Genomic DNA, 21365 nt, shown 5'->3' on the forward strand with positions numbered 1-21365 from the left:
GTCCTTTTTAGTTTTACAATTTGTTTCATGTATTTTTAAGATGGAAGGATATGTTTTTATTTTGCGTTTTTACGGCGAATGAATAGTAACATACCAATTAGGAATGTTGAAAGTCCCATTAAAATAGATGCAGGATAATGTGTTGCAGTATTCGGTAACTTATCGCCTTGTTTTTTCGCGTTATCTTTTACGTTACCACCTTTGGAACTATTGCCACCTTGAGGGCCATTTCCTCCTTGAGAACTGCTATCGCCTTTACCACGGTTACCTCCATGAGAGTCATTTCCCCCTTGAGAACTGCTATCGCCTTTACCACGATTGCCGCTAGAGCCATTGCCACCAGAGCCATTGCCACCAGAGCCATTGCCGCCAGAGCCATTGCCGCCAGAACCGTTGTCGCCAGAGCCATTGCCGCCAGAGCCGTTGTCGCCAGAGCCATTGCCGCCAGAGCCGTTGTCGCCAGAGCCGTTGTCGCCAGAGCCATTGCCGCCAGAGCTGTTGTCGCCAGAGCCACTGCCGCCAGAGCCGTTGCCACCAGAACCATTACCGCCGGAACCACTGCCATCAGAACCGCTACCGCCGGAACCATTGCCACCAGAACCACTGCCATCAGAACCGCTAGAGCCATTGCCACCAGAACTGTTACCGCCGGAACCATTGCCACCAGAACCACTGCCATCAGAACCGCTAGAGCCATTGCCACCAGAACCGTTACCGCCGGAACCATTGCCACCAGAACCATTGCCATCAGAACCGTTACCGCCGGAACCATTGCCACCAGAGCCGTTGCCACCAGAACCACTGCCATCAGAACCGCTACCGCCGGAACCATTGCCACCAGAACCACTGCCATCAGAACCGCTACCGCTAGAGCCATTGCCACCAGAGCCGTTGCCACCAGAACCACTGCCATCAGAACCGCTACCGCTAGAGCCATTGCCACCAGAGCCGTTGCCATCAGAACCATTGCCACCAGAACCATTGCCATCAGGGCCGTTGCCGCCAGAACCATTGCCACCAGAACCACTATCGTCCTGAGAACCACCGTTTCCTGGTGGTTTATTATTATCTTTTGAGTTACCTTCTGCGAAATGATCGTTATTTTGTACAATCGCATTTGTTACTGGAGAGAAGTTTTCTGTTGCTGCATTACCAATATTTAAACCACTAAAAAAAGATAAAGAAAGAGTTGATGCTAAAATAAAAATTTTCGTCATTGATTTCCTCCTGAAAAATTAATATTCCATCTAAAATACATCCCTTTGTAATATTTCATAGGAAAAAGAGTTTTATACAAAAAAATCTATATATAGAAAAAGGTGGTGTATTTCTAAAGAGAGAAAAGAGTTAGTGTAAATTCTTTATAATAGTAGAGTAGTGGGAATTTCACACACATTACAGTAGAGGAAGTGACAGCAGATGAAAGAGTATATTGCATTTGATATTGGTGGTACACACATTAAATATGGAATTGTTTCAGAAACAGGAACAGTACTAAAGCATAAAACAGTTCCAACAGAAATTCATTTGGGCGGAGAACAAATCATTCAAAAACTCATTCTTTTATCAAAAAAATTAATGGGGGAACATAAGGTTTGGGGAATTGGTATTAGTACGGCGGGAATTGTTGACGTTAATAAAGGGGTGGTGACGGGAGGTGTGGATCATATTCCGGGCTATAGTATGATTCCTATTATGAATAGATTGCAAGAGGTATTAAAAGTTCCTGTATCCATTGATAATGATGTGAATTGTGCAGCGTTTGGAGAAAAGTGGAATGGTAGTGGAAGAGAGAAAGGAAATTTTATTATGTTCACCCTTGGAACTGGTATTGGAGGAGCAATTTTTATAGATGGAGAGTTATATAGAGGGCATTCGTTTAGTGCTGGTGAATGGGGAAATATGTTAATAGAAGGAAAAGCGTTTGAAGAGGTCGCTTCCGTTTCAGGGTTAATTCGTCTTGTGCGAGAATATAAAGGTGAAAGCGATTGGAATGGAAAAAAGATTTTCGAACTGTATGATAAAGGTGATAGGGAAGTTACCCAAGCAGTTGAGGTTTTCTTCAAACATTTAGCGATTGGAATTAGTAACCTTGCTTATATTTTTAATCCAGAAGTGATTGTTATAGGTGGCGGAATTACTGCTAGGGGAAATCAGTTCTTAAAAGAAGTAAAAGAAGAGGTAGAAAAATATTTAGATAAAGAGATTTATAGTAATTGTGAGATTGAACTTGCACAAAACGGTAATTGTGCAGGAATGGTTGGTGCTATTTACCACTTCTTACATCATCATAAGTAAATTATATGAATGTTTTCATATAACTGAGAATTTATCCTTTTTATCACTAGGTAAATAATGCTACAATATAAGAGGAGAATACAATATTTTCCGTATTGGAAAATGCTTTGTAGAAAGGAAGAAACTGCATGCCTATTATTTTAGAAAAAGGTCAAAAGATCGATTTAACGAAAGGACAACCCAAAGTAGCAAAACTACAGGTTGGCTTAGGCTGGGATCCAATTGGGCAATCAGGTGGGTTTCTGTCTTCATTATTTGGAAGTAAACCAAATGTAGATTGTGATGCATCAGTTGTTATGTTAGAAGAAGATCGTTTTTTAAACAAAAACGATTTAGTTTACTTCGGAAACAAGCTTTCTACTTGTGGTAGTATTATTCATTCAGGAGATAATTTAACAGGCGAAGGCGCTGGTGATGACGAAACAATTTTCGTAGAATTACATAAAGTTCCGAGCCGTATTAATCGTTTAGTATTCGTTGTAAATATTTATGACTGTGTAAATCGTCGTCAAGATTTCGGGATGATTCGTAATGCATATATTCGTATTCAAAACCCGCAAACTGGCGAAGAATTCGCACGCTATAATTTATCGGATAATTATGCTGGCAAAACGACTCTAATTGCAGGTGAAATGTATCGCCACGGAAGTGAATGGAAGTTTTCAGCTGTTGGAGAAGGAACACAAGATAAAAACTTAAGTGAGATTGTATCACGTTATCAATAATATAAACCGAGGAGGAATTGTATATGGCATCAATTTCATTGAAAAAAGGACAAAAGGTAGACTTAACAAAAACGAATCCAGGTCTTTCAAAAGTTCTTGTAGGACTTGGTTGGGATACAAATCGTTATGATGGACAAGCTGATTTTGATTTAGATGTTAGTATCTTTTTAGTAGGTGCTAACGGTAAAGTTTCAGGAGCAGAAGATTTTGTTTTCTATAATAACCCAAAAGGTGCGAATGGTGCTGTAGAACATTTAGGAGATAACCGAACTGGCGAAGGTGAAGGCGATGATGAATCTATCAAAGTAGATTTGAAAAATGTACCTGCACATATCGAACGTATTTGTTTCACAATTACAATTTACGATGGAGAAGGTCGTAGCCAAAACTTTGGTCAAGTTTCTAACTCTTTCGTACGTATTTTAGATGAAGAAAAGAATGCAGAGTTAATTCGTTACGATTTAGGAGAAGATTTCTCTATTGAAACAGCTGTTGTAGTAGGTGAACTATACCGCCATGCAGGTGACTGGAAGTTCAATGCAATCGGAAGTGGATTCCAAGGTGGATTAGCGTCTCTATGTAACAATTTCGGTTTAGATGTAGAGTAATAGATTTAGCTATCCATTAGTAAATATATATTTGCTAATGGATATATTTTTAAAGATTAAAATATAGGGGTGAATATACATGGCCATTCAGTTACAAAAAGGACAGAAAATCGATTTAGGTAAAACAAGCCCTGGCTTAACGAAAGCAGTAATTGGTCTTGGTTGGGATATTAAATCTTATGATGGTGGAGCTGATTTCGATTTAGATGCATCTGCCTTTTTATTAGATGTGAACGGAAAATGTACGAAGGAAACTGATTTTATCTTCTATAACAATTTACAGTCTCCTTGTGGATCTGTTCTACATACAGGAGATAATCGTACAGGTGAAGGTGAAGGCGACGATGAGCAACTTGTTGTAGATTTGAAGAAAGTTCCAGCAGATGTGCACAAAATTGCTATTACAGTTACAATTTATGATGCAGAAGGCCGTAGTCAAAACTTTGGACAAGTAGGAAATGCGTTCGTTCGTTTAGCGAATGAAGAAACGAATGAAGAAGTTCTTCGTTTTGATTTAGGGGAAGATTTCTCCATCGAAACAGCAGTTGTCTTTTGTGAATTATACCGTCATAATGGACAGTGGAAGTTTAATGCAGTAGGAAGTGGATTCCAAGGTGGCTTAGGTGCGCTTGTAAGAGCGTATGGCTTGGATGCATAGGAAGGAAACGATATTCGTTTCCTTTTTTTGACCTTTCTATAAATCTAGCAAAGAATAGGGGATATAGGTAAGATGAGTATTTTGCAAGGAATCCTTGATACGTATGCTCAATTTTTCGACTTGGACATGTGGATTAAAGTGTTGCAGGATCCAGTATCTTGGGGATTAATAGGTACACTTGTTGTACTTGAAGGATTGTTATCTGCTGATAACGCACTTGTATTAGCGGTAATGGTAAAACACCTTCCGGAAGAAAAACGTAAAAAAGCATTATTCTATGGACTTATTGGAGCTTATGTATTTCGATTTATCGCAATTGGAATTGGAATGTTCTTAATTAAATTAGCATGGGTAAAAGTGTTAGGTGCACTTTACTTAGCATGGCTTTCAGTTAAATACTTTATTGATAAACGAAAAGGTAATGCAGAAGAAGAGGAAGCTCATGGTATGAACCAAAACAGTGTTCTCTTCAGAATGTTTGGTGTCTTCTGGGGAACAGTTGCGATGGTTGAATTAATGGATATCGCATTCTCTGTAGATAGCGTACTTGCTGCATTTGGTGTATCAAATGAAGTTTGGATTCTATTATTAGGTGGAATGCTCGGTATTTTAATGATGCGCGGTATCGCTGGTGTATTCTTAAAATTGTTAGAGCGTATTCCAGAACTTGAAACGACAGCATATATTTTAATCTTAATTATCGCAGCAAAAATGTTATTGTCTGTCATTCATATTGAAATAAGCCATACAGTGTTCTTCATTATTTTAGTTGTAGCATTTGGAGCAACATTTATACTTCACTACATGAAGAATTCTGGACAAGCTAAAGAAGAAGTTGCAGCTACTAAAGAAGACAATAAATAATTGAAATGGGTTTGCTCGTTTTACGAGCGCCCATTTTTTATAGACAGAAATAGTTTATAATAGAAGAAAGACTTAGAAAAAGTAAATGTTTTTGGAGGTGAACTGTTGTGTTTTCACGTTTTACACTTCAACCATATGCATTAAAAGATGAATCAGATTTAAAGCAATTTGAAACGCTTTTAGAAAAACGTCCACAATATGAGCTGACAGAGAATGAGATGAAATTTAGTTATATAGCATGTCGAATCCTTGGCGTTCCTAATGATGTAGATGAATATTTCAATGAACTATTTGATTATAGTGAAGCGAAAGGAATTGAAGTTTTACATGAACAAAATTTAAATAAAGTAATCGATTCGGAAAAACTTCGTCATATTCAAGAAGTGTTCGGATTACATCAAGAAGCACCAAATGGTCTAACAGTAAATAGGCTAGTGGCACACTTATCTGGGAAACAACTTTTGCCGAAAGTAGATAATCCTGATTTACAACATTATATACATACGACATTTATTTCTGTATTGAAATTATATGAGAAACAACATAATCAATCTTTAAAGACAGAAGGCTTCCGTCGTTTCTTAATCGACATGATTAAATTAAGCGAAAATTACGTAGCGAAGTGGTTCTCTACGATTAACTATAAGAAACAAATGCCGCGTATTGTTTGGTACGGTGATGCACAGGAAAGCCGTATATATTTCTTATACTTTCTTATTATGCTCGGCTGCGATGTACTTTATTATCACCCAGAAGGAAAAGATGGATTTGAGAATGTCGATGAAGAGGGAAGGACATTTATTATGTCTCATCCAGGCCGTATTGCTCTTGAACCATTTCCAGATCGCCGCCGTGAGCGTGTGGCAACAGTAGCGTATCAAGCTTCAAAAGAAATTGAGCAAGTACTTCACCACGATAATTCACTGCTGTACAAGCCATGGCAATTCCGTTCCTATACGCCTGTAGCTCGTACATTAAAAACAACATATGATGAACTCTTTTTAATTACGAAAGAAAAGGCGTTTGTACGCCCGACATTCTTTGTTGAAAATAAACACATTTATATCCCTTCTTTATTTGCGAAAATATCAGGTGTTTCAAAGAATGATAAAGAGTATTTTCAACGATTAAAGGCTGTTACATCATTTGATAACAGTTTATTAATTAATACATTTCCGTTTACGAAAGAACAAAAAGCAAATTTCCAATACCATTATCGAGATGCATTAGACCGTGGGGGGAAATTGCATCCAGATTTAATTATGAACAGTCATTGGTGGCCACACAAACGATTGCCAGAAGGATTACAACATGGTATTGCAGAAGCGATTATCCATACGTGTGAAAGCGAAATGTGTAAACCAATTGCAAAAGAGACGAAACAAGATGTAGCGCTATATGTTTTCGCGCAACTTTCTCAAATACCACCGAATATTTTAGAACAGCTTGAGAAATTTGATTATTCACAAGATGTACCGAAAATTGTTATATTTAATAATGAGAAGAGTGGAGAGTTAACTCGTTCTGATGCTGTTTTATTACTATTTTTAAATCAAATTGGAGTAGATGTATTCCATTTCAATCCAACGGGAAGAAACGATATTGAACCATATATTGAAGCGGGGGCATTTGATTCACATTGGCTTGAAGAAGTTAATTTCGATCTTGAGTTTCATGGTTCATCAGCCTATAAAAATTTATCACAAACAATAAAAGGACTATTTCGTCCATTTTTATAAGGAAAGGGAGAATACCATATGAATAACCCAGTCGTACTAGATTCGAAAACAGAATTAAATGAGCAAACAGCACAAGATGTTCGCTTGCAACTTAGACAAGATGCGGATGTACAACGTATTTATAATGCGGTAGATATTAAAGATCAATTAGAATTAATTGAACTTGGAAAAGAACCTTCTATGGAAATTTCACGTTTTGCTGATCAAATTTTACATACAATGTCATTATCAAAGATAGAAGATTCTGGTGAATTATTAAAACAGCTTGGTAAAATTATGGACCGATTCGATAGCAAAGACTTTGCGGAAGAGAAAAGCGGTTTCTTCTCACGTATGTTCAAAAAAGCGGATAAAATGATTGAACAAATCTTTAGCAAATATCAAACGATGGGCCGTGAAATTGATAAAGTGTATGTGGAAATTACAAAGTATCAAGATGAAATGAAAAAATCAATTGGTACGTTAGATGGTTTATATGAGCAAAACTTAAAATATTATTTAGACTTAGAAAAATACGTAGTAGCAGGAGAAATGTTATTAGAGCGTTTAAATACAGAGTTAGTTCCGATGTATGAAGAGCGTGTACGTAATAATGATCAATTAGCAGGTATTGAATTAGAGTCGCTTAAAAACTCTGTTGAAATTTTAGAACAGCGTATTGATGATTTAGAAAAAGCACGTATGGTTGCGTTACTTACAGCACCACAAATTCGTATGATTCAACGTGGTAATAATAAATTAATTGGTAAAATCAATACAGCATTTATTACAACGATTCCTATCTTTAAAAATGGTATCATTCAAGCGGTAAATGCGAAGCGTCAAAAGCTTGTTGCAGATTCTATGGCTGAACTGGATCGCCGTACAAATGAATTACTTAAGAAAAATGCACAAAATATCGCGACGCAAAGTGTGGAAGTAGCGAGGTTATCAGGTTCTTCTAGTATTAAGATGGAAACACTTGAGGAAACTTGGAACATTATTTCAAGAGGTATGCAAGAAACACAACAAATTGAAGAACAAAATAAACGTGAGCGTGAAGAAAGCCGCAAACGTATGGCTACATTAACAGAGAACATTAAAAAAGAATTACAAGGATAAAGTGAAACTTTAATCAGTGGGGTAAACGAAAAGGCAATGAGGAATAGTCCTCATTGCCTTTTAGTTTTTCTTCACTAATTTAATGATTTCATTCACAACAAGCGGAATGATACTTAATAAGAGAACAAATCCCCAATCTCGCATCGTTAATGCATGCACACCGAATATATTTGCAAGGGGCGGGATGGAGATGATACAAACTTGCATAAGAACACCGATAAGAAGGGAGAAGACTAAATATTTATTTGTAAAAATCCCAATTGAAAAGATCGATTTCGTTCTTGAACGCAAGTTAAATGAATGAACGAGCTGAGAAAAACTAAGAACGACAAATGCCATCGTTTGAGCGTGTAATAGAGCATCCTCATCAATTTGCTCTGGGAAAAGAGGGAATAGATGTGTATCTCCAGTATAGAACTTTGCTCCGGCGATAAAGGCTATTAGCGTCAAAAGGCCAATGACAACCCCATTGAAAATAAGGAAAGGAACGCTACCACTAAATAAGCTTTCTTTCGCATGTCGTGGTTTTTCCTTCATCACATCAGGATCTTCAGGATCAACCCCAAGTGATAATGCAGGCAGCGTATCTGTAATTAAATTCACCCACAAAATGTGAATAGGTCGTAGTGGTGTTGCCCAGCCGAGTAAAATGGCTAAAAATAAAGTGATAATTTCTCCGAAGTTACAAGAGAGTAGGAAGAGAATTGATTTTTTTATGTTACGATAAATGTTTCTACCTTCCTCAACAGCTTTCACGATAGATGAGAAATTATCATCTGTTAATACGACATCCGCTGCCCCTTTTGCAACATCTGTTCCTGTAATGCCCATCGCTACGCCAACATCTGCTTGTTTTAAAGATGGAGCGTCATTGACGCCATCACCAGTCATAGAAACGATATTGCCTTTTGCACGTAATGCTTTTACGATCTTTACTTTATGTTCTGGAGAGACTCTAGCGAATACATGTAAGCGATCAATTTTGTTTGCTAGTTCTGTATCTGAAATGTTGTCTAATTCAGTTCCAATCATAATTTCAGATATTTCTTCAGCGATGCCAAGTTCTTTAGCAATTGCAAAGGCGGTATCTTTATGGTCACCAGTAATCATAACTGTGCGAATACCGGCTTTTTTACATTCTGTAATTGAATCTTTTACTTCAGTTCGCGGTGGATCAATCATACCGACAAGACCAATAAAGATGAGATTTTCTTCGAGATGATCTATATCCACATCGTTTGAATTGTATTGTTTAAATGCGAATGAAAGTACTCTTAAAGCTTCTTGAGACATTGACCCAGCGGCTTCTAATATTTGATCTTTATCAGCATCTGTTAGAACCTCGATTTTACCGTTTTTAAATATGTGGGTACATCGAGGTAAGAGTTTATCGATAGCACCTTTCGTCATGCTATAGTAGCTTTCATCATATGTATGCACGGTTGACATCATTTTACGATCTGAATCAAAAGGTAGCTCATTTACACGTTCATGTATTTTTTCTAAATGATCTTTTTGCATATTAAAGGTGCTCCCGGCAACGAGAAGAGCAATTTCAGTCGGGTCTCCCGTTTGTGAGTCATTATTGTAAGATGCATCATTACATAGCACCATATTTTCTAACAATAGACGTTGCACATCATTATTTACGTTTAAATTTTCTAATTGATCGTATGTGTTATCACTATAAAAGTGAGTAACGGTCATTTTATTTTGTGTTAACGTACCTGTTTTATCTGAACAAATAATTGTGACAGAACCGAGAGCTTCAACAGCTGGTAGTTTCCGAATGATAACATTTTGTTTAATCATACGCTGCACACCAATTGCAAGAACGATGGAAACGATAGCTGGCAAACCTTCTGGAATAGCTGCAACGGCTAAACTAATTGCAGTCATAAACATTTCTAGTGTATCTCGTCCTTGTAAAAAGCCGATGAGAAACATCACGATACAAATAGCTACAGCAACAAAGCCTAAATACTTTCCGACTTGTGCTAAGCTTTTTTGAAGTGGTGTCATATCATCGTCTGCTTCATGTAACAAGGTAGCAATCTTACCAATTTGTGAGTTCATTCCAGTTTCAACAGCAACACCAACGCCTCGTCCATATGTAACAAGAGTAGACATAAAGGCCATATTCTTTTGATCACCGAGTGGTACTTGTTCATCACTTTGCATGGAAGGGTGGTAGATTGCATCTTTATCAACAGGGACAGATTCACCAGTTAGAGCAGATTCTTCAACTTTTAAATTTGCGGTTTCGATCAGGCGTAAATCGCATGGGATATATCGTCCGGCGTCGAGCATAACGATATCACCTGGAACGACGTGCTCAGATGGAATTTCTTTTAGTTCACCATCTCGCTTGACGATAGCTTTAGGTGTCGCCATCTTTTTCAATGCCTCTAAAGCTTGTTCTGCTTTCGATTCTTGGACGACACCGATAACAGCATTTAAAACTACAACGAGCGCAATAATACTTGCATCAGCCCATTCACCTACAAAGGCTGAAATAAGGGCAGCAATAATAAGGACATATACGAGGACGTCATTAATTTGGGCGAAAATACGCTGCCATAAAGTGCGTTTTTGTTTTGTAGCTAATTCATTAGAACCGTATTGCTTTAAACGTCCATTTACAATTTCTTCTGTTAAACCGTGTTGTTCGTTTGTTTCTAGGTCGATTAATGTTTGATCTTTCGTCTTACTGTACCAATTGCTCATAAGTAAGCACCTCCAGTAAAAACAGTTAGCAATGGTAGTGTTGCTATTATTTGTGAGTAGTATGTATGGAGAAAAAATCTAAGGTGAGGTTCTACTTCTATTGTACAATATTTTACAGTTGATTGAGGGAAAGAGAAGAGTTGTCATGAATTTGTTGGAAGTAAAAAAGAGCCTCATAAACGAGGCTCCTTTACTTTTTAATTAATGTACCTAATTCTTCTGTAATAGCTTGCATTTCACTAATGCTGAATGTTTCACGTTTCATAACATGCTCATAAATGTCACGTAAGTCTTCGTACATTTCTTCATTAAAGCTAGCAGCTCTCATCGCTCCAGCATTAACCATACGTAATTTTTCTTTAATAGCTTCAACCATATATTCAACGTTTTCTTCTGACTTTACGGATAAATCCACCGAAGTGTCCCCCTTTAAAATAACATAAGGCTATCTTAACATTTTTTATCATTTTCGTTAATGAATCTTTTCAATCCTATTAAATTAGTAGGGATTTCCTTTATATTCACTAATTGGTTGTTTATACTATAAGTATATATAAAGAAATGCACCAAGAAAGGAAGAAACAAAAATATGGTTCAAGTATTGTTTGTTTGTCTTGGGAACATTTGCCGTTCTCCGATGGCAGAAGCGATTTTTCGAGATCTTGTCGTAAAAGAGGGACTCGAAGAGAAAATTGTCATTGATTCTGCAGGAACTGGAGATTGGCATGTTGGCCATCCGCCACATAAAGGAACACAAAAAATTTTAAAAGAAAATGCAGTCACTTTTGAAGGAATTAAAGCAAGGCAAGTAGAAAAAGAAGACTTAACAAAGTTTGATTATATTATTGCCATGGACAACAAGAATATAGCAGATTTAAAAAGTTTAGGTAAAACTGGAGGCTATATTGGTAGGCTGTCCGATTTTGTTCCAGACGGTGGCTGGACAGACGTTCCCGACCCTTACTATACAGGGAATTTCCAAGAAGTATATGACCTTGTAACAGAAGGGTGTGCAAAGCTATTAGCTTTCATTCGAAAAGAACAAGGAATATGAGGAAGCTTAGAAAGAAATACTTTCTAACATAAGAAATGAAAGGGTGAAGGAATATGGCAAAGAAAAATAATATTGCTCGAAACATTGCGATTGGTGTAGCTGCAGGTGTAGCTGTATCTATGTTGAAGAAAGAAAACCGTGAAAAAGTAAAAAATACTGCAGAAAAAGCAAAAACAAAGATGATTGAAATTGGTGAAAATGCAAAAATCAAAGAAAAAGTGCAAACTGTTACAGATAAAGGACGCGAACTTGCTGATTTAAATGTAGTGAAAGCAAAAGTAGCAGAAATTAAAAAATTGACGCCGTCTGTTGTAGAGACGTTAAAAGAAACGAAAGAAATTTTTAGTAAGAAAAAGGTTGAGCCAGCAGAGAAGCCAGAAACGATTGAAATTCAAGCTGTTTCTCCAAAAGTAGATGAACTGAAAGCAGAAGAAGAGCCGGTAGTTGCTGAAGATGGCGGTATGAAAGAAGCGCGTGAACTATTTATGAAAGACTCCAATGTAGAGGAAAAAAAAACTGAAGCGTACATTGAGTTGAAGCAAGATAAAGAAGAGAAGAAAAGCGTTTAACCATATATGAGAAAAATTTTAGAAAAGGTGAGAAGAAATCGTACTTATTCGTTTGGTAAAGATTTATATGACCGAACGATGCGCGATGATGTAGCGGGCTTGGCAGCACAGCTCGCTTATTTCTTCTTGCTTGCGATTTTTCCTGGGCTTGTTTTCTTAATTACGCTTCTTGGATTTATTGACCTTCAAACAGAAAGTGTGCTCAACTTATTAGAACCGTACGTACCTGAAGATGCAATGTCTTTGATTGAAGTAAACGTGGATAAAGTTGTAAATGAGCAAAATGGTGGTTTATTATCATTTGGTTTATTATCAATGCTATGGTTTGCTTCAAATGGTGTAAATGCGGTGATGAATGCTTTTAACCGTGCGTATGATGTAACAGAAACACGTTCTTTTATTAAAACGAGGGCGTTATCAATTGTATTTACATTAGCGATTATTTTTATGATTGTGTTTGCACTAATTGTTCCAGTGTTTGGACAAGTCATTGGGGCAGCTGTATTTAAAGCAATTGGTTTATCGGATAGTTTTTCTTACGTGTGGAGTATTACGCGTTTAGTAGCGAGTTTCTTCGTGTTATTTGCATTGTTTAGTTTTTTATATACATTTGCACCAGATCGAAAATTAAAAAGAAGAGAAGTCATTTCAGGAGCAACATTTGCTACTGTAGGATGGATTGTGGTATCGTACTCATTTGCTTATTATGTAGATAAGTTTGCGAATTACGCCAATACATATGGTGGTCTCGGTGGTATTATTATTTTAATGTTATGGTTTTACTTAACTGGATGGGTAATTTTACTTGGCGGTGAAATTAATGGTTTACTCCATCATTATAGGACGGGTGACAATAATTCCCGTAATGAAAAGTGAGCTCTTGTTCCATAATAATAGGGAACAGGGGGGATATTTCATGAGTAATAATAAAAAGAATCACAACAATAAAAATAACAATAAACAAAAGAGTAGTTCGCATCCAAAGCATAAAACGAGTGGTAGTGCAAACGGGCATAATAGCTACCATTAGAAAAAACGGGTCCTTTATGAGGGACCCGTTTTAATTGTTTCCTTTTAATAATCGTAAGCCATTTAAAATAACAAGAATCGTACTTCCCTCATGCCCGATAACACCGAATGGAAGAGCTAAAAATTGCATGAAGTTTGAACAAATCAGCATTGCAATTACAGCTAGTGAAAAGATTACGTTTTGCTTTACAATACGGTTCATTCGTTTTGATAAACGAATTGCTTGTGAAAGTCGAGATAACTCGTTCTTCATAAGTACAACGTCTGCCGTTTCTAAAGCTACGTCTGTTCCTTCTCCCATCGCTACACCAATGCTAGCAGTAGCGAGTGCAGGGGCATCATTTATACCATCTCCGACCATTGCTACTGTCCCGTATTTTTCTTTTAGCTTTTTAATCGTTTCCACTTTTGTTTCTGGTAAGCATGATGCGTAATATTCCTTTATATTACTTTCAGAGGCAATTGCTTTTGCTGTTTCTTCATTATCACCAGTAATCATAATTGCTTCGACACCGATGCTTTGTAATTCGCGAATAGCAGCTATCGTTTCTTGGCGAAGTGTATCTTTTAAAGCGATAAGCCCAAGGATGCCATCCTCGTCACTAATATAAACGACAGTTTTACCTTCTTTTTCAAGGGAAGCAGAAATACCATTATGAAATGTCTTTGTTTCTTCACCGATAAAATCAGCTTTACCTATTTTATAAGCTTTGTTTTCGAATGTTCCTTTTAGCCCAAAACCAGTTACATCTTCAACGTTTTCTGGTTTTTTTAATGTAATGTCATACGCATGTTGTGCATACTTCACAATAGATTCAGCTAAAGGATGTGTAGAGTGACTTTCAATTGCTGCTGTAATTGAAAGTACTTCTTTTTCTGTCATATTTTCTCGAACATATACATCTGTTACGGTAGGTTTTCCTTCTGTTAATGTCCCTGTTTTATCAAAAGCAATTGCTTTTACTGAAGCGAGGCGTTCTAAATGTATGCCACCTTTAAAGAGAATTCCATTTCTTGCTCCGTTAGAAATAGCAGATAACGTTGCTGGTGTAATGGCAGCAACGAGTGCACAAGGAGATGCGACTACAAGTAAGATCATAGCGCGATAAAACGTTTCATTCCAGCTCCAATCTAGTAAGAAATGAGGGACGAACATCATAAGCGCAACAACGAGTAGTACACCTTTTACATATGTTCCTTCAAACTTTTCGATGAATAGTTGTGATGGTGATTTTTCACTTTGTGCACTTTGAACGAGACGGATAATCTTTTGGAATAATGTTTGATCGCTCGGCTTCGTAATTTTAACTTCGATAGCACCGCGTAAGTTTACAGTACCAGCAAATACTTCATCACCATGTTTTTTTTCATTTGGAATAGGTTCACCAGTAATCGCTGCCTCATCGATATTTGTTTCACCGCTATGAATCGTACCGTCAGCAGGAACGCGCTCACCTGGCTTAATTAAAATAATGTCGTTAATTTGTAATCGTCCAACAGGAACACGTTCCTCGGTTCCATTTGAAATACGTAATGCTTCTTCAGGTTGTAGATCAAGAAGCGCTGAAATTTCTTTTTGGCTTTTACTTAATGTATAAGATTCCATTGCACCGCTTAGTGCGAAAATAAAGATTAAAATCGCGCCTTCTGCCCAGTAGCCAATAATTGCAGCACCGATAGCAGCAAAGAGCATAAGCATTTCGACATTTAGCTCTTTCTCCTCAATTGTATCTTCAATACCTTCTTTTGCTTTTGCATATCCACCAACTATATAAGCAAGGATATAGCAAGTAATGCCTACATTCATTACATCGTTCTTTGTGAATAACCAACCAGCTAAAATGAAAATACCAGATGCGATTGCAAATATAAGTTCATAATGTTTCTTTAATGTATCCCATAAAGAGGGATGAGAAATAGACTTTTGTACTTGTAATGTTTTTACTTCTGAGTTCATTACTACTCGCTCCTTCCAAATTCTTATTGAGAAAAATAATCAAAATCGAAACCCCTATAAAACGACGAAAGCTGCCATCCATAATGGATAGCAGCATTTCTGTTGAATCTGTTTTTAACAGTTATTATGTTGTAATTATTCTATAGTATAGCATATGTTTTCGTTAGATGATATGTTTTTGTTTGCGTATAAACTGAAAACTTGTGTTTTCACAGTTCCTTTGGTATATATGAATATTGTTCGTAAAAAGATCGGAAAGGAAGACAACAAGTGAAGACAGAGAAATTTTTTACCCATCCGATTGGCGTGTTTATTGCTGCAATAGTAGCGACTTTTTTATGGGGGAGCGCATTCCCTTTTATTAAATTAAGTTATGCTGAACTTGGAATTCAGCCACAAGAAGTTGGGGAGCAAATATTATTTGCTGGTTATCGTTTCTTCTTATCTGGGGTTATGCTTTTATTCTTCTTTAAAGCGTTAGGAAAAGATATGAATTTCAAAAAAGGAACGGGGAAGCAGTTAGTACAAATTGGTTTATTTCAAACATTTCTTCAATATATATGCTTTTATATTGGAATGAGCTATAGTTCTGGTATTGAAGGAGCTATCATTTCAGGAACCTCATCATTCTTTCAAATTTTACTCGCACATTTTTTATATAAAGATGATGCTCTTAATGTGAGAAAAGTAATTGGAGTTTCTATCGGCTTCTGTGGTGTCATTTTAGTAAATGTACCGAGTGATGGTAGTTTGTCATTCCATTTCGGAATTGGTAGTTTATTACTTCTGATTGCAGCAATGTTGTACTCGTATGGGAATATATTGGCGAAAGAAGGTAGTAAAACATTAGATGTTGGCTATATGACAGCATACCAAATGATTTTTGGTTCTATCGGGCTATTATGTATAGGGGCTTTGCAAGTTGGAGTCATGCCATTTACATTCAGTGTACATGCAATACTTATGCTGATTTACTTATCTTTCTTATCCGCAGCAGGATTTTGCATTTGGAATACAATTATGAAGTACAACAAGGTTGGAAAAGTATCAATGTACATGTTCTTCATACCCGTATTTGGTGTGTTATTATCGAGCATGATTTTAGGAGAAGCAATTCATTCATTTGTATTATTTGGTTTAGCATGTGTAGCCGCGGGAATTATCGTGGTGAATCGTACGCCAGCTAAGCAGAAAATGGAGCAAGAAAAACAAGTAGCATAAATAACAGGAAAACGATTAAAAAAGAAGAACAGTACTGTTCTTCTTTTTTTATGTAGAAAAAGGATAATAGACTAGGTGTAACGAAAAAAGATACAAAAAGCATTTTATTGGGGAGAACATATTATGAATCTACTTTACATGGTGTTAATTGCACAAATCATTCTTTTTTTAATTGGTGTAATTTATGCAATAGGACAGACAAAAAAGAAAAGAAATAATATGCCGTTACCTTTAGCGGTGCGTCTTATTCTTAGTTTTTCTTTAACAGCAAGTGCAATTTGGATATGGTTACAAGATCCATCAGTAGATTATAGTACGTGGGTTGCACTAGGTATGACGTTATCAACTGTAGGGGATTTATTTATGGCAGGTTTAATTCCAATTGGTCACAGGCTAATTGGAGGGATGATTACTTTCGCGCTTGCGCATTGTTTTTATGTAAAAGCATTTTTGCAAACAGGCATTTCATGGAATGGTTTTTGGATTGGTTTACTCGCATACGGACTCTTTCTCATTATAGGATGGTTCTTTTTTATTCGAAATGAGAAACAAGATAAATTGTTTACGATAGGAGCGCTAATTTACGGATTGTGGGTTGGAGGAATGGCTTGCTTTGCATTCGCCTTATACTATGAGAATACAGGAATATGGTGGATACCAGCTTTTGGTGGTTTACTATTTGTGATTTCTGATTTTATTATTGGCGTGACAGATATTGGAGGGCGCAAATTAAAGTATGAACCACTTTGGATTTGGTTTACATATGTAGCGGCTCAAATGTGTATTGTATATGTGGGAATATAAAAGGATACTCTCCAAATAGTAGATAGACTATTTGGAGAGTATCTTTTTTACTATTTTGCTTCAGCCAAATTTTACTGTCTATAAATAGTGAGGTACATATAAAATATGGTATATAAAAATAAGGATTTTATGAGGATGTTATTTTAAAGTTTTTAATATTCTAATTTTAAAATTCAGAATTTTATAGAAATTAAGTAGTTGAAGTCTTTATAATAAAAGTAAAAACATGATGAGATGGTGGAATGATGCAAAAGAAAAAACGGTTGCGTGAATTCTTTGGAACAATTGCAATTGCTTGTTTGCTCGTGTTTTTGGCGAAAATTTTCGTATTTTTTCCTACGACTGTAAAAGGGGCGTCTATGAAGCCAACGTTACAAGATGGGGATAAGGTGATTGTGAATAAGTTGGCAAAGAAATTTGAAAGTTATGGGAGAGAAGATATTATTGTTGTAAAGACAGATAATTTTTATGTGAAAAGGGTTATTGGTTTGCCTGGCGATGTTATTGAGGTGAGAAATGATCAATTATATGTGAATCATGAAGTGATAGAGGAAGCGTATTTGTATAGTAATAAAAAACAAGCTGAAAAAAAACTTATGAATTTAACGGAGGACTTTGGACCAATTACAGTTCCTAAAAACAAGATTTTTGTTATGGGAGATAATCGCTTAATAAGCAGAGATAGTAGAAATGGTTTAGGACTCATTGATAAAGCTGATGTATTAGGAGAATTAGCGGCAATTTATTATCCATTTGAACATATGAAAATAATGAATTAAAGTAAAAAACCAAGCAAATTTCAGTTTGCTTGGTTTTTTATCCCGCTTTAATGGGCAGTAAGACCCCCACCTCAAAATTCAGCGAAAGCAAGGAAGTTAGGTGGGGGATGAAGACCCCCCACTGATTAAAGTTTCACTTTATGTTAAATCGTAGGAGACTCATTAAATTCATAGACGTCTTCATTGTTTTTGTGCGTACTTAAAACGAATTTGTGTTGCAATAGTTGCAGTTTAAAGAATGCTAACGGATCGTGATAAGTTTCTGGGTTGCTTCTTAACGTTGCTAATGTTTGCTCGTCTTCCTGTATTTCAAGTTGAGCGGCTTCTACATTTTGTTTCAGTATGCTAAGTGGATCTTTAAAGAACATCATGATATCTCGTTCTAATGCGCCTTCAAATACTTCAAATTGAAGGAAGAATTGTTTTGAAATCGTTTGAGCAATTTCCGTATAGTCTTCCGTTTCAATATATTGTTTATATTTGTTTGCAAGCATAGATTGATTTTTTTGCATGTTACCAAATAGTTTTCCTGCACTCTTTAAGAAAAATTGTGTCGGTGTAAAACGTAATAAAATATTGATATTCGATACTGTAATTCTATTGGTCATGCGTACAACATCTCGATGCCAATCATCTAGTAATTTGAAATCGCAAGGAAGTTTCATTCGTTCTTCTTTATATAATTTATTAAACGTTTCACTCATTTCATCTAAATAAGATTGAGCTTGAATAAATTCATTATGTGCTGTTTCAATCCACTCTTGAATAAACCCAGTAAATTTAGGGAGAAGCACTTGCTGTACATGTTTTTGAATTCGTTCGTTCATCGCAGTATTTAATTCTTCATGAACTAATTTGAAATCACTATCTTCTTGAACAAGGTCAGAGCAGCTCTGTAATAATTCAGGAATTTGAGAATGGATATCTCTTGTGATTTCTTCTTTCGTTAAAAGATAAGATTCTGTAATAGAACGAATTTTATCTTTTTCAAGAGCAGTAAGATTGTTAATAAATCCGTTTAGTTTTACTGAGATATGTTTATTCCAGCGTACTGATTTGACTAATGTATTTTCTAATTCCACACGTTCATTTACAAGGTATGCGATTGTCTTTTGAGTAAACCATATTAGTTTTTCGATACGTTCTTGTTCTATATCGCGTTCTGCTAGATTAGAAAGAATAGACTCTGTCACGTCCCCAAGTTGTTGGCTCCCCTCTTGTGAAGGAGAGTATGGGAAGAACTGCGCATTTGGGAAATGGACTTTCATCTTACTCATTAGTTTTTCATTCGTATCCGCACTATTTGTATGTAATACGAAATGAATTTGTAAGTTTGGTACTTGTTCACGTAAATAAAGTAATGTATCAAGTTCTTCACCATGTAATGATGAAGCAGAATTTAATACGTAAATAAGGCTATCTGCGGCTTGTAAGTATTCAAAATATGAGCTGTTTTTTTCCACTTGTCCTCGAACAGATGGTGTAACAAGAAATGCAAATTTATTCTTTCTCAAAAATCTACTTGGTAATTTAATTTCTATACATTTGTTCTCAAGTTCTGATTGTTCAGGTGTAGCCATTATTTGATGGAATTCATCAAAGTTCGGTATATTGTGCACATCTAACGCAGTGAATTCTGTTATTTCAGTTTGGCTATCATCTTTAAATAGAATAGGAGTTGTTATAGTTTCAGTTAAGATGTTCTCTCCTAATATTGAATTGACGAATGATAATTTATCATAGTCACTAGTTCCCGAAATTAGTAATTTTGTAACATTTAAATCACATAGTTCATGAACGAGTAACGTAAATTGATGACTTAAATCTACATCATTTTTTTCAGCCCATACAGCAATTGTTTCGAATAAATGAGAAACAGTTTCCATATTCACATTTGTTTCAGCTGTTGAATTAGAGAGTAGGGCTCCCGCACTTTTTACGAGTAATGACTCTAAAGTTGTAGGTGAAACTTCATTCCACGCTAACACTGCAGCAGAGACGAATAGGGCGTCTTTTGCTCTCGTTAAACTAAACCAATTTGTTAATAAGTCAGGTACAAGTCCTTGCATTTCATGCATGAAATGTTCACCAGTAATTAATTCAAAGTACGTATCTTGATAGCGTTCAACAATTTCATGCCAATCGTCATTGTTGTCTGTTTCAATATGTAAGAATAAATGATTGATTGTTTGAATCCAAGGTAGATGTGATTTTTCATTTTGATAGCTGTTCCAAAGAGCAATAACAAGTTCCTTAAATTGGACTTGATCAATTGCATATAAAGCTTTTAAAGATTCATAGAAATATTCTGGTTTGATTTGTTTCGTAAATCCTTGATTCACATAATTAATTAAAGTATCGAACCAGTGTAATGATTTTGTTCGAATTCCTTCTTGAACGGCAAGTTCGATGGCGTTATTCCAATCTTCTTGTTTTTCATAGAATGAACGAGCAATTGAAGTAATATTTGGATAGTCAGGTTGAAATGCAACAGCCTCACTAATCGTCTTAAATGCTAGACCTAAACGATCTTGTTCGATATAAAGAGAAAGAAGTTGTAAGGAAACTTCCATTGTAAGAGTTGTATCTTCCGTTTGGATAGATTGATACATTTCTTCTGCCTTTGGTAAGAATCCTAGTTCAAAATAAGCATCTGCAATATTCTTGGTTGCCCAAAGTGCAAGCTCATTATTTACTTTCTCCCATTTAAATATTGCTGCTTCAAAGTCTTTATTTTGGTAATACAATTCACCTTGAGCAAAGCGAATATTAGAAATGTTGGAGAATTCATTTGTAGATTCATTTATATATGCTTCACCGAGTACTTCTGATACTGGAGTAGAAGTTTTTTCTGTTAAAAATGTTTTATAGTAAACCTTTTGGATAAATTGATTTTCAATGGTCATGTTCGTTCCCCCTGTATAATTTAGAAAAATGATGTTGTATGTAAAGGGTGCATGTTCTTTTAATAGGTAGAAGTTGCATTATATCGACCAAACTATGTTTTTGCTAGGTATATCATTTTTCCTGAGAGTTAAACCGTTGCGAAAAGTAACTTTCCTTTATTGTAACAAAAAAACAAGCATATGAATTTTTATTTTTTAATCATGGTATTTGTGGATAGTAAGATTAGTCCTTCAAGAGGAGATGGATATAAGGAAAGAAGGCGGGAGTCTAGCACGTGATTGATGTGTACTAAGAATGAGCGAGGTCACTGATTAATAGTTCAATT

18 protein-coding genes are annotated in these 21365 nt (G+C 36.0%); 13 read left to right on the forward strand and 5 right to left on the reverse strand.

Going from position 1 to position 21365, the window contains the following annotated elements; genetic code table 11:
• Positions 1–56: 56 nt before the first annotated feature.
• Positions 57–1217 (reverse strand): LPXTG cell wall anchor domain-containing protein, encoded by a 1161-nt coding sequence (locus tag ACTFR9_RS21115; RefSeq protein WP_440049019.1) that lies wholly within the window; start codon positions 1215–1217, stop codon positions 57–59.
• Between the two features lie 202 nt (positions 1218–1419).
• On the opposite strand from ACTFR9_RS21115, the gene ACTFR9_RS21120 reads away from it, so the two are divergent.
• The 7 genes from ACTFR9_RS21120 (at position 1420) to ACTFR9_RS21150 (ending at position 7993) form a co-directional block, all read left to right on the forward strand.
• Entirely contained in the window at positions 1420–2298 is an 879-nt protein-coding gene (locus tag ACTFR9_RS21120) for an ROK family protein (RefSeq protein WP_229136794.1), read from the forward strand.
• A gap of 128 nt (positions 2299–2426) precedes the next feature.
• Positions 2427–3023: a TerD family protein gene (locus ACTFR9_RS21125; protein WP_001121580.1), complete on the forward strand. Its 597-nt coding sequence runs from the start codon at positions 2427–2429 to the stop codon at positions 3021–3023.
• A 23-nt stretch (positions 3024–3046) separates the two neighbouring features.
• Positions 3047–3631: a TerD family protein gene (locus ACTFR9_RS21130; protein ID WP_000146722.1), complete on the forward strand. Its 585-nt coding sequence runs from the start codon at positions 3047–3049 to the stop codon at positions 3629–3631.
• Between the two features lie 79 nt (positions 3632–3710).
• Positions 3711–4289 carry a TerD family protein gene (locus tag ACTFR9_RS21135; RefSeq protein WP_001007531.1) on the forward strand — a complete coding sequence of 193 codons (579 nt, stop codon included), beginning with the start codon at positions 3711–3713 and terminating at the stop codon, positions 4287–4289.
• A gap of 72 nt (positions 4290–4361) precedes the next feature.
• Positions 4362–5153, forward strand: a complete 792-nt coding sequence (locus ACTFR9_RS21140; protein WP_000025699.1) for a TerC family protein — start codon at positions 4362–4364, stop codon at positions 5151–5153.
• Positions 5154–5260: 107 nt separating this feature from the next.
• Positions 5261–6892 (forward strand): YceG family protein, encoded by a 1632-nt coding sequence (locus ACTFR9_RS21145; protein ID WP_000492873.1) that lies wholly within the window; start codon positions 5261–5263, stop codon positions 6890–6892.
• 18 nt (positions 6893–6910) lie between these two features.
• Positions 6911–7993, forward strand: a complete 1083-nt coding sequence (locus ACTFR9_RS21150; protein ID WP_001064413.1) for a toxic anion resistance protein — start codon at positions 6911–6913, stop codon at positions 7991–7993.
• A gap of 60 nt (positions 7994–8053) precedes the next feature.
• Here ACTFR9_RS21150 and ACTFR9_RS21155 read toward each other — a convergent pair whose 3' ends face one another.
• Positions 8054–10720: a cation-translocating P-type ATPase gene (locus tag ACTFR9_RS21155; RefSeq protein ID WP_000073719.1), complete on the reverse strand. Its 2667-nt coding sequence runs from the start codon at positions 10718–10720 to the stop codon at positions 8054–8056.
• Between the two features lie 190 nt (positions 10721–10910).
• Positions 10911–11135 (reverse strand): DUF1128 domain-containing protein, encoded by a 225-nt coding sequence (locus tag ACTFR9_RS21160; RefSeq protein ID WP_000366197.1) that lies wholly within the window; start codon positions 11133–11135, stop codon positions 10911–10913.
• 174 nt (positions 11136–11309) lie between these two features.
• Here ACTFR9_RS21160 and ACTFR9_RS21165 point away from each other — a divergent pair, with 174 nt between their 5' ends.
• The 3 genes from ACTFR9_RS21165 to ACTFR9_RS21175 are packed head-to-tail and all read left to right on the forward strand — an operon-like array spanning position 11310 to position 13219.
• Positions 11310–11774 (forward strand): low molecular weight protein-tyrosine-phosphatase, encoded by a 465-nt coding sequence (locus ACTFR9_RS21165; RefSeq protein ID WP_000250909.1) that lies wholly within the window; start codon positions 11310–11312, stop codon positions 11772–11774.
• Between the two features lie 53 nt (positions 11775–11827).
• On the forward strand, positions 11828–12343 hold the full coding sequence (locus ACTFR9_RS21170) for a DUF4075 domain-containing protein (RefSeq protein ID WP_001085393.1): 516 nt from the start codon (positions 11828–11830) through the stop codon (positions 12341–12343).
• A gap of 6 nt (positions 12344–12349) precedes the next feature.
• Positions 12350–13219, forward strand: a complete 870-nt coding sequence (locus ACTFR9_RS21175) for a YihY/virulence factor BrkB family protein (RefSeq protein ID WP_001226530.1) — start codon at positions 12350–12352, stop codon at positions 13217–13219.
• Positions 13220–13403: 184 nt separating this feature from the next.
• On the opposite strand, the gene ACTFR9_RS21180 is transcribed toward ACTFR9_RS21175, so the two are convergent.
• Positions 13404–15329, reverse strand: coding sequence for a heavy metal translocating P-type ATPase (locus ACTFR9_RS21180; RefSeq protein ID WP_048557769.1), 1926 nt, complete (start codon positions 15327–15329; stop codon positions 13404–13406).
• A gap of 270 nt (positions 15330–15599) precedes the next feature.
• Here ACTFR9_RS21180 and ACTFR9_RS21185 point away from each other — a divergent pair, with 270 nt between their 5' ends.
• The 3 genes from ACTFR9_RS21185 (at position 15600) to lepB (ending at position 18133) form a co-directional block, all read left to right on the forward strand.
• Positions 15600–16550, forward strand: coding sequence for a DMT family transporter (locus ACTFR9_RS21185; RefSeq protein ID WP_000845687.1), 951 nt, complete (start codon positions 15600–15602; stop codon positions 16548–16550).
• 123 nt (positions 16551–16673) lie between these two features.
• Positions 16674–17354, forward strand: coding sequence for a lysoplasmalogenase (locus ACTFR9_RS21190; RefSeq protein WP_001051050.1), 681 nt, complete (start codon positions 16674–16676; stop codon positions 17352–17354).
• A 242-nt stretch (positions 17355–17596) separates the two neighbouring features.
• On the forward strand, positions 17597–18133 hold the full coding sequence (gene lepB, locus ACTFR9_RS21195; RefSeq protein WP_000983293.1) for a signal peptidase I: 537 nt from the start codon (positions 17597–17599) through the stop codon (positions 18131–18133).
• Between the two features lie 143 nt (positions 18134–18276).
• Here the strand turns inward: lepB and ACTFR9_RS21200 are convergent, their stop codons facing one another.
• Positions 18277–21039 carry a tetratricopeptide repeat protein gene (locus tag ACTFR9_RS21200; protein WP_048557770.1) on the reverse strand — a complete coding sequence of 921 codons (2763 nt, stop codon included), beginning with the start codon at positions 21037–21039 and terminating at the stop codon, positions 18277–18279.
• Positions 21040–21365 lie beyond the last annotated feature (326 nt).

Source organism: Bacillus cereus group sp. MYBK222-1 (assembly GCF_051916425.1).
Classification (GTDB): Bacteria; Bacillota; Bacilli; order Bacillales; family Bacillaceae_G; genus Bacillus_A; species Bacillus_A paranthracis.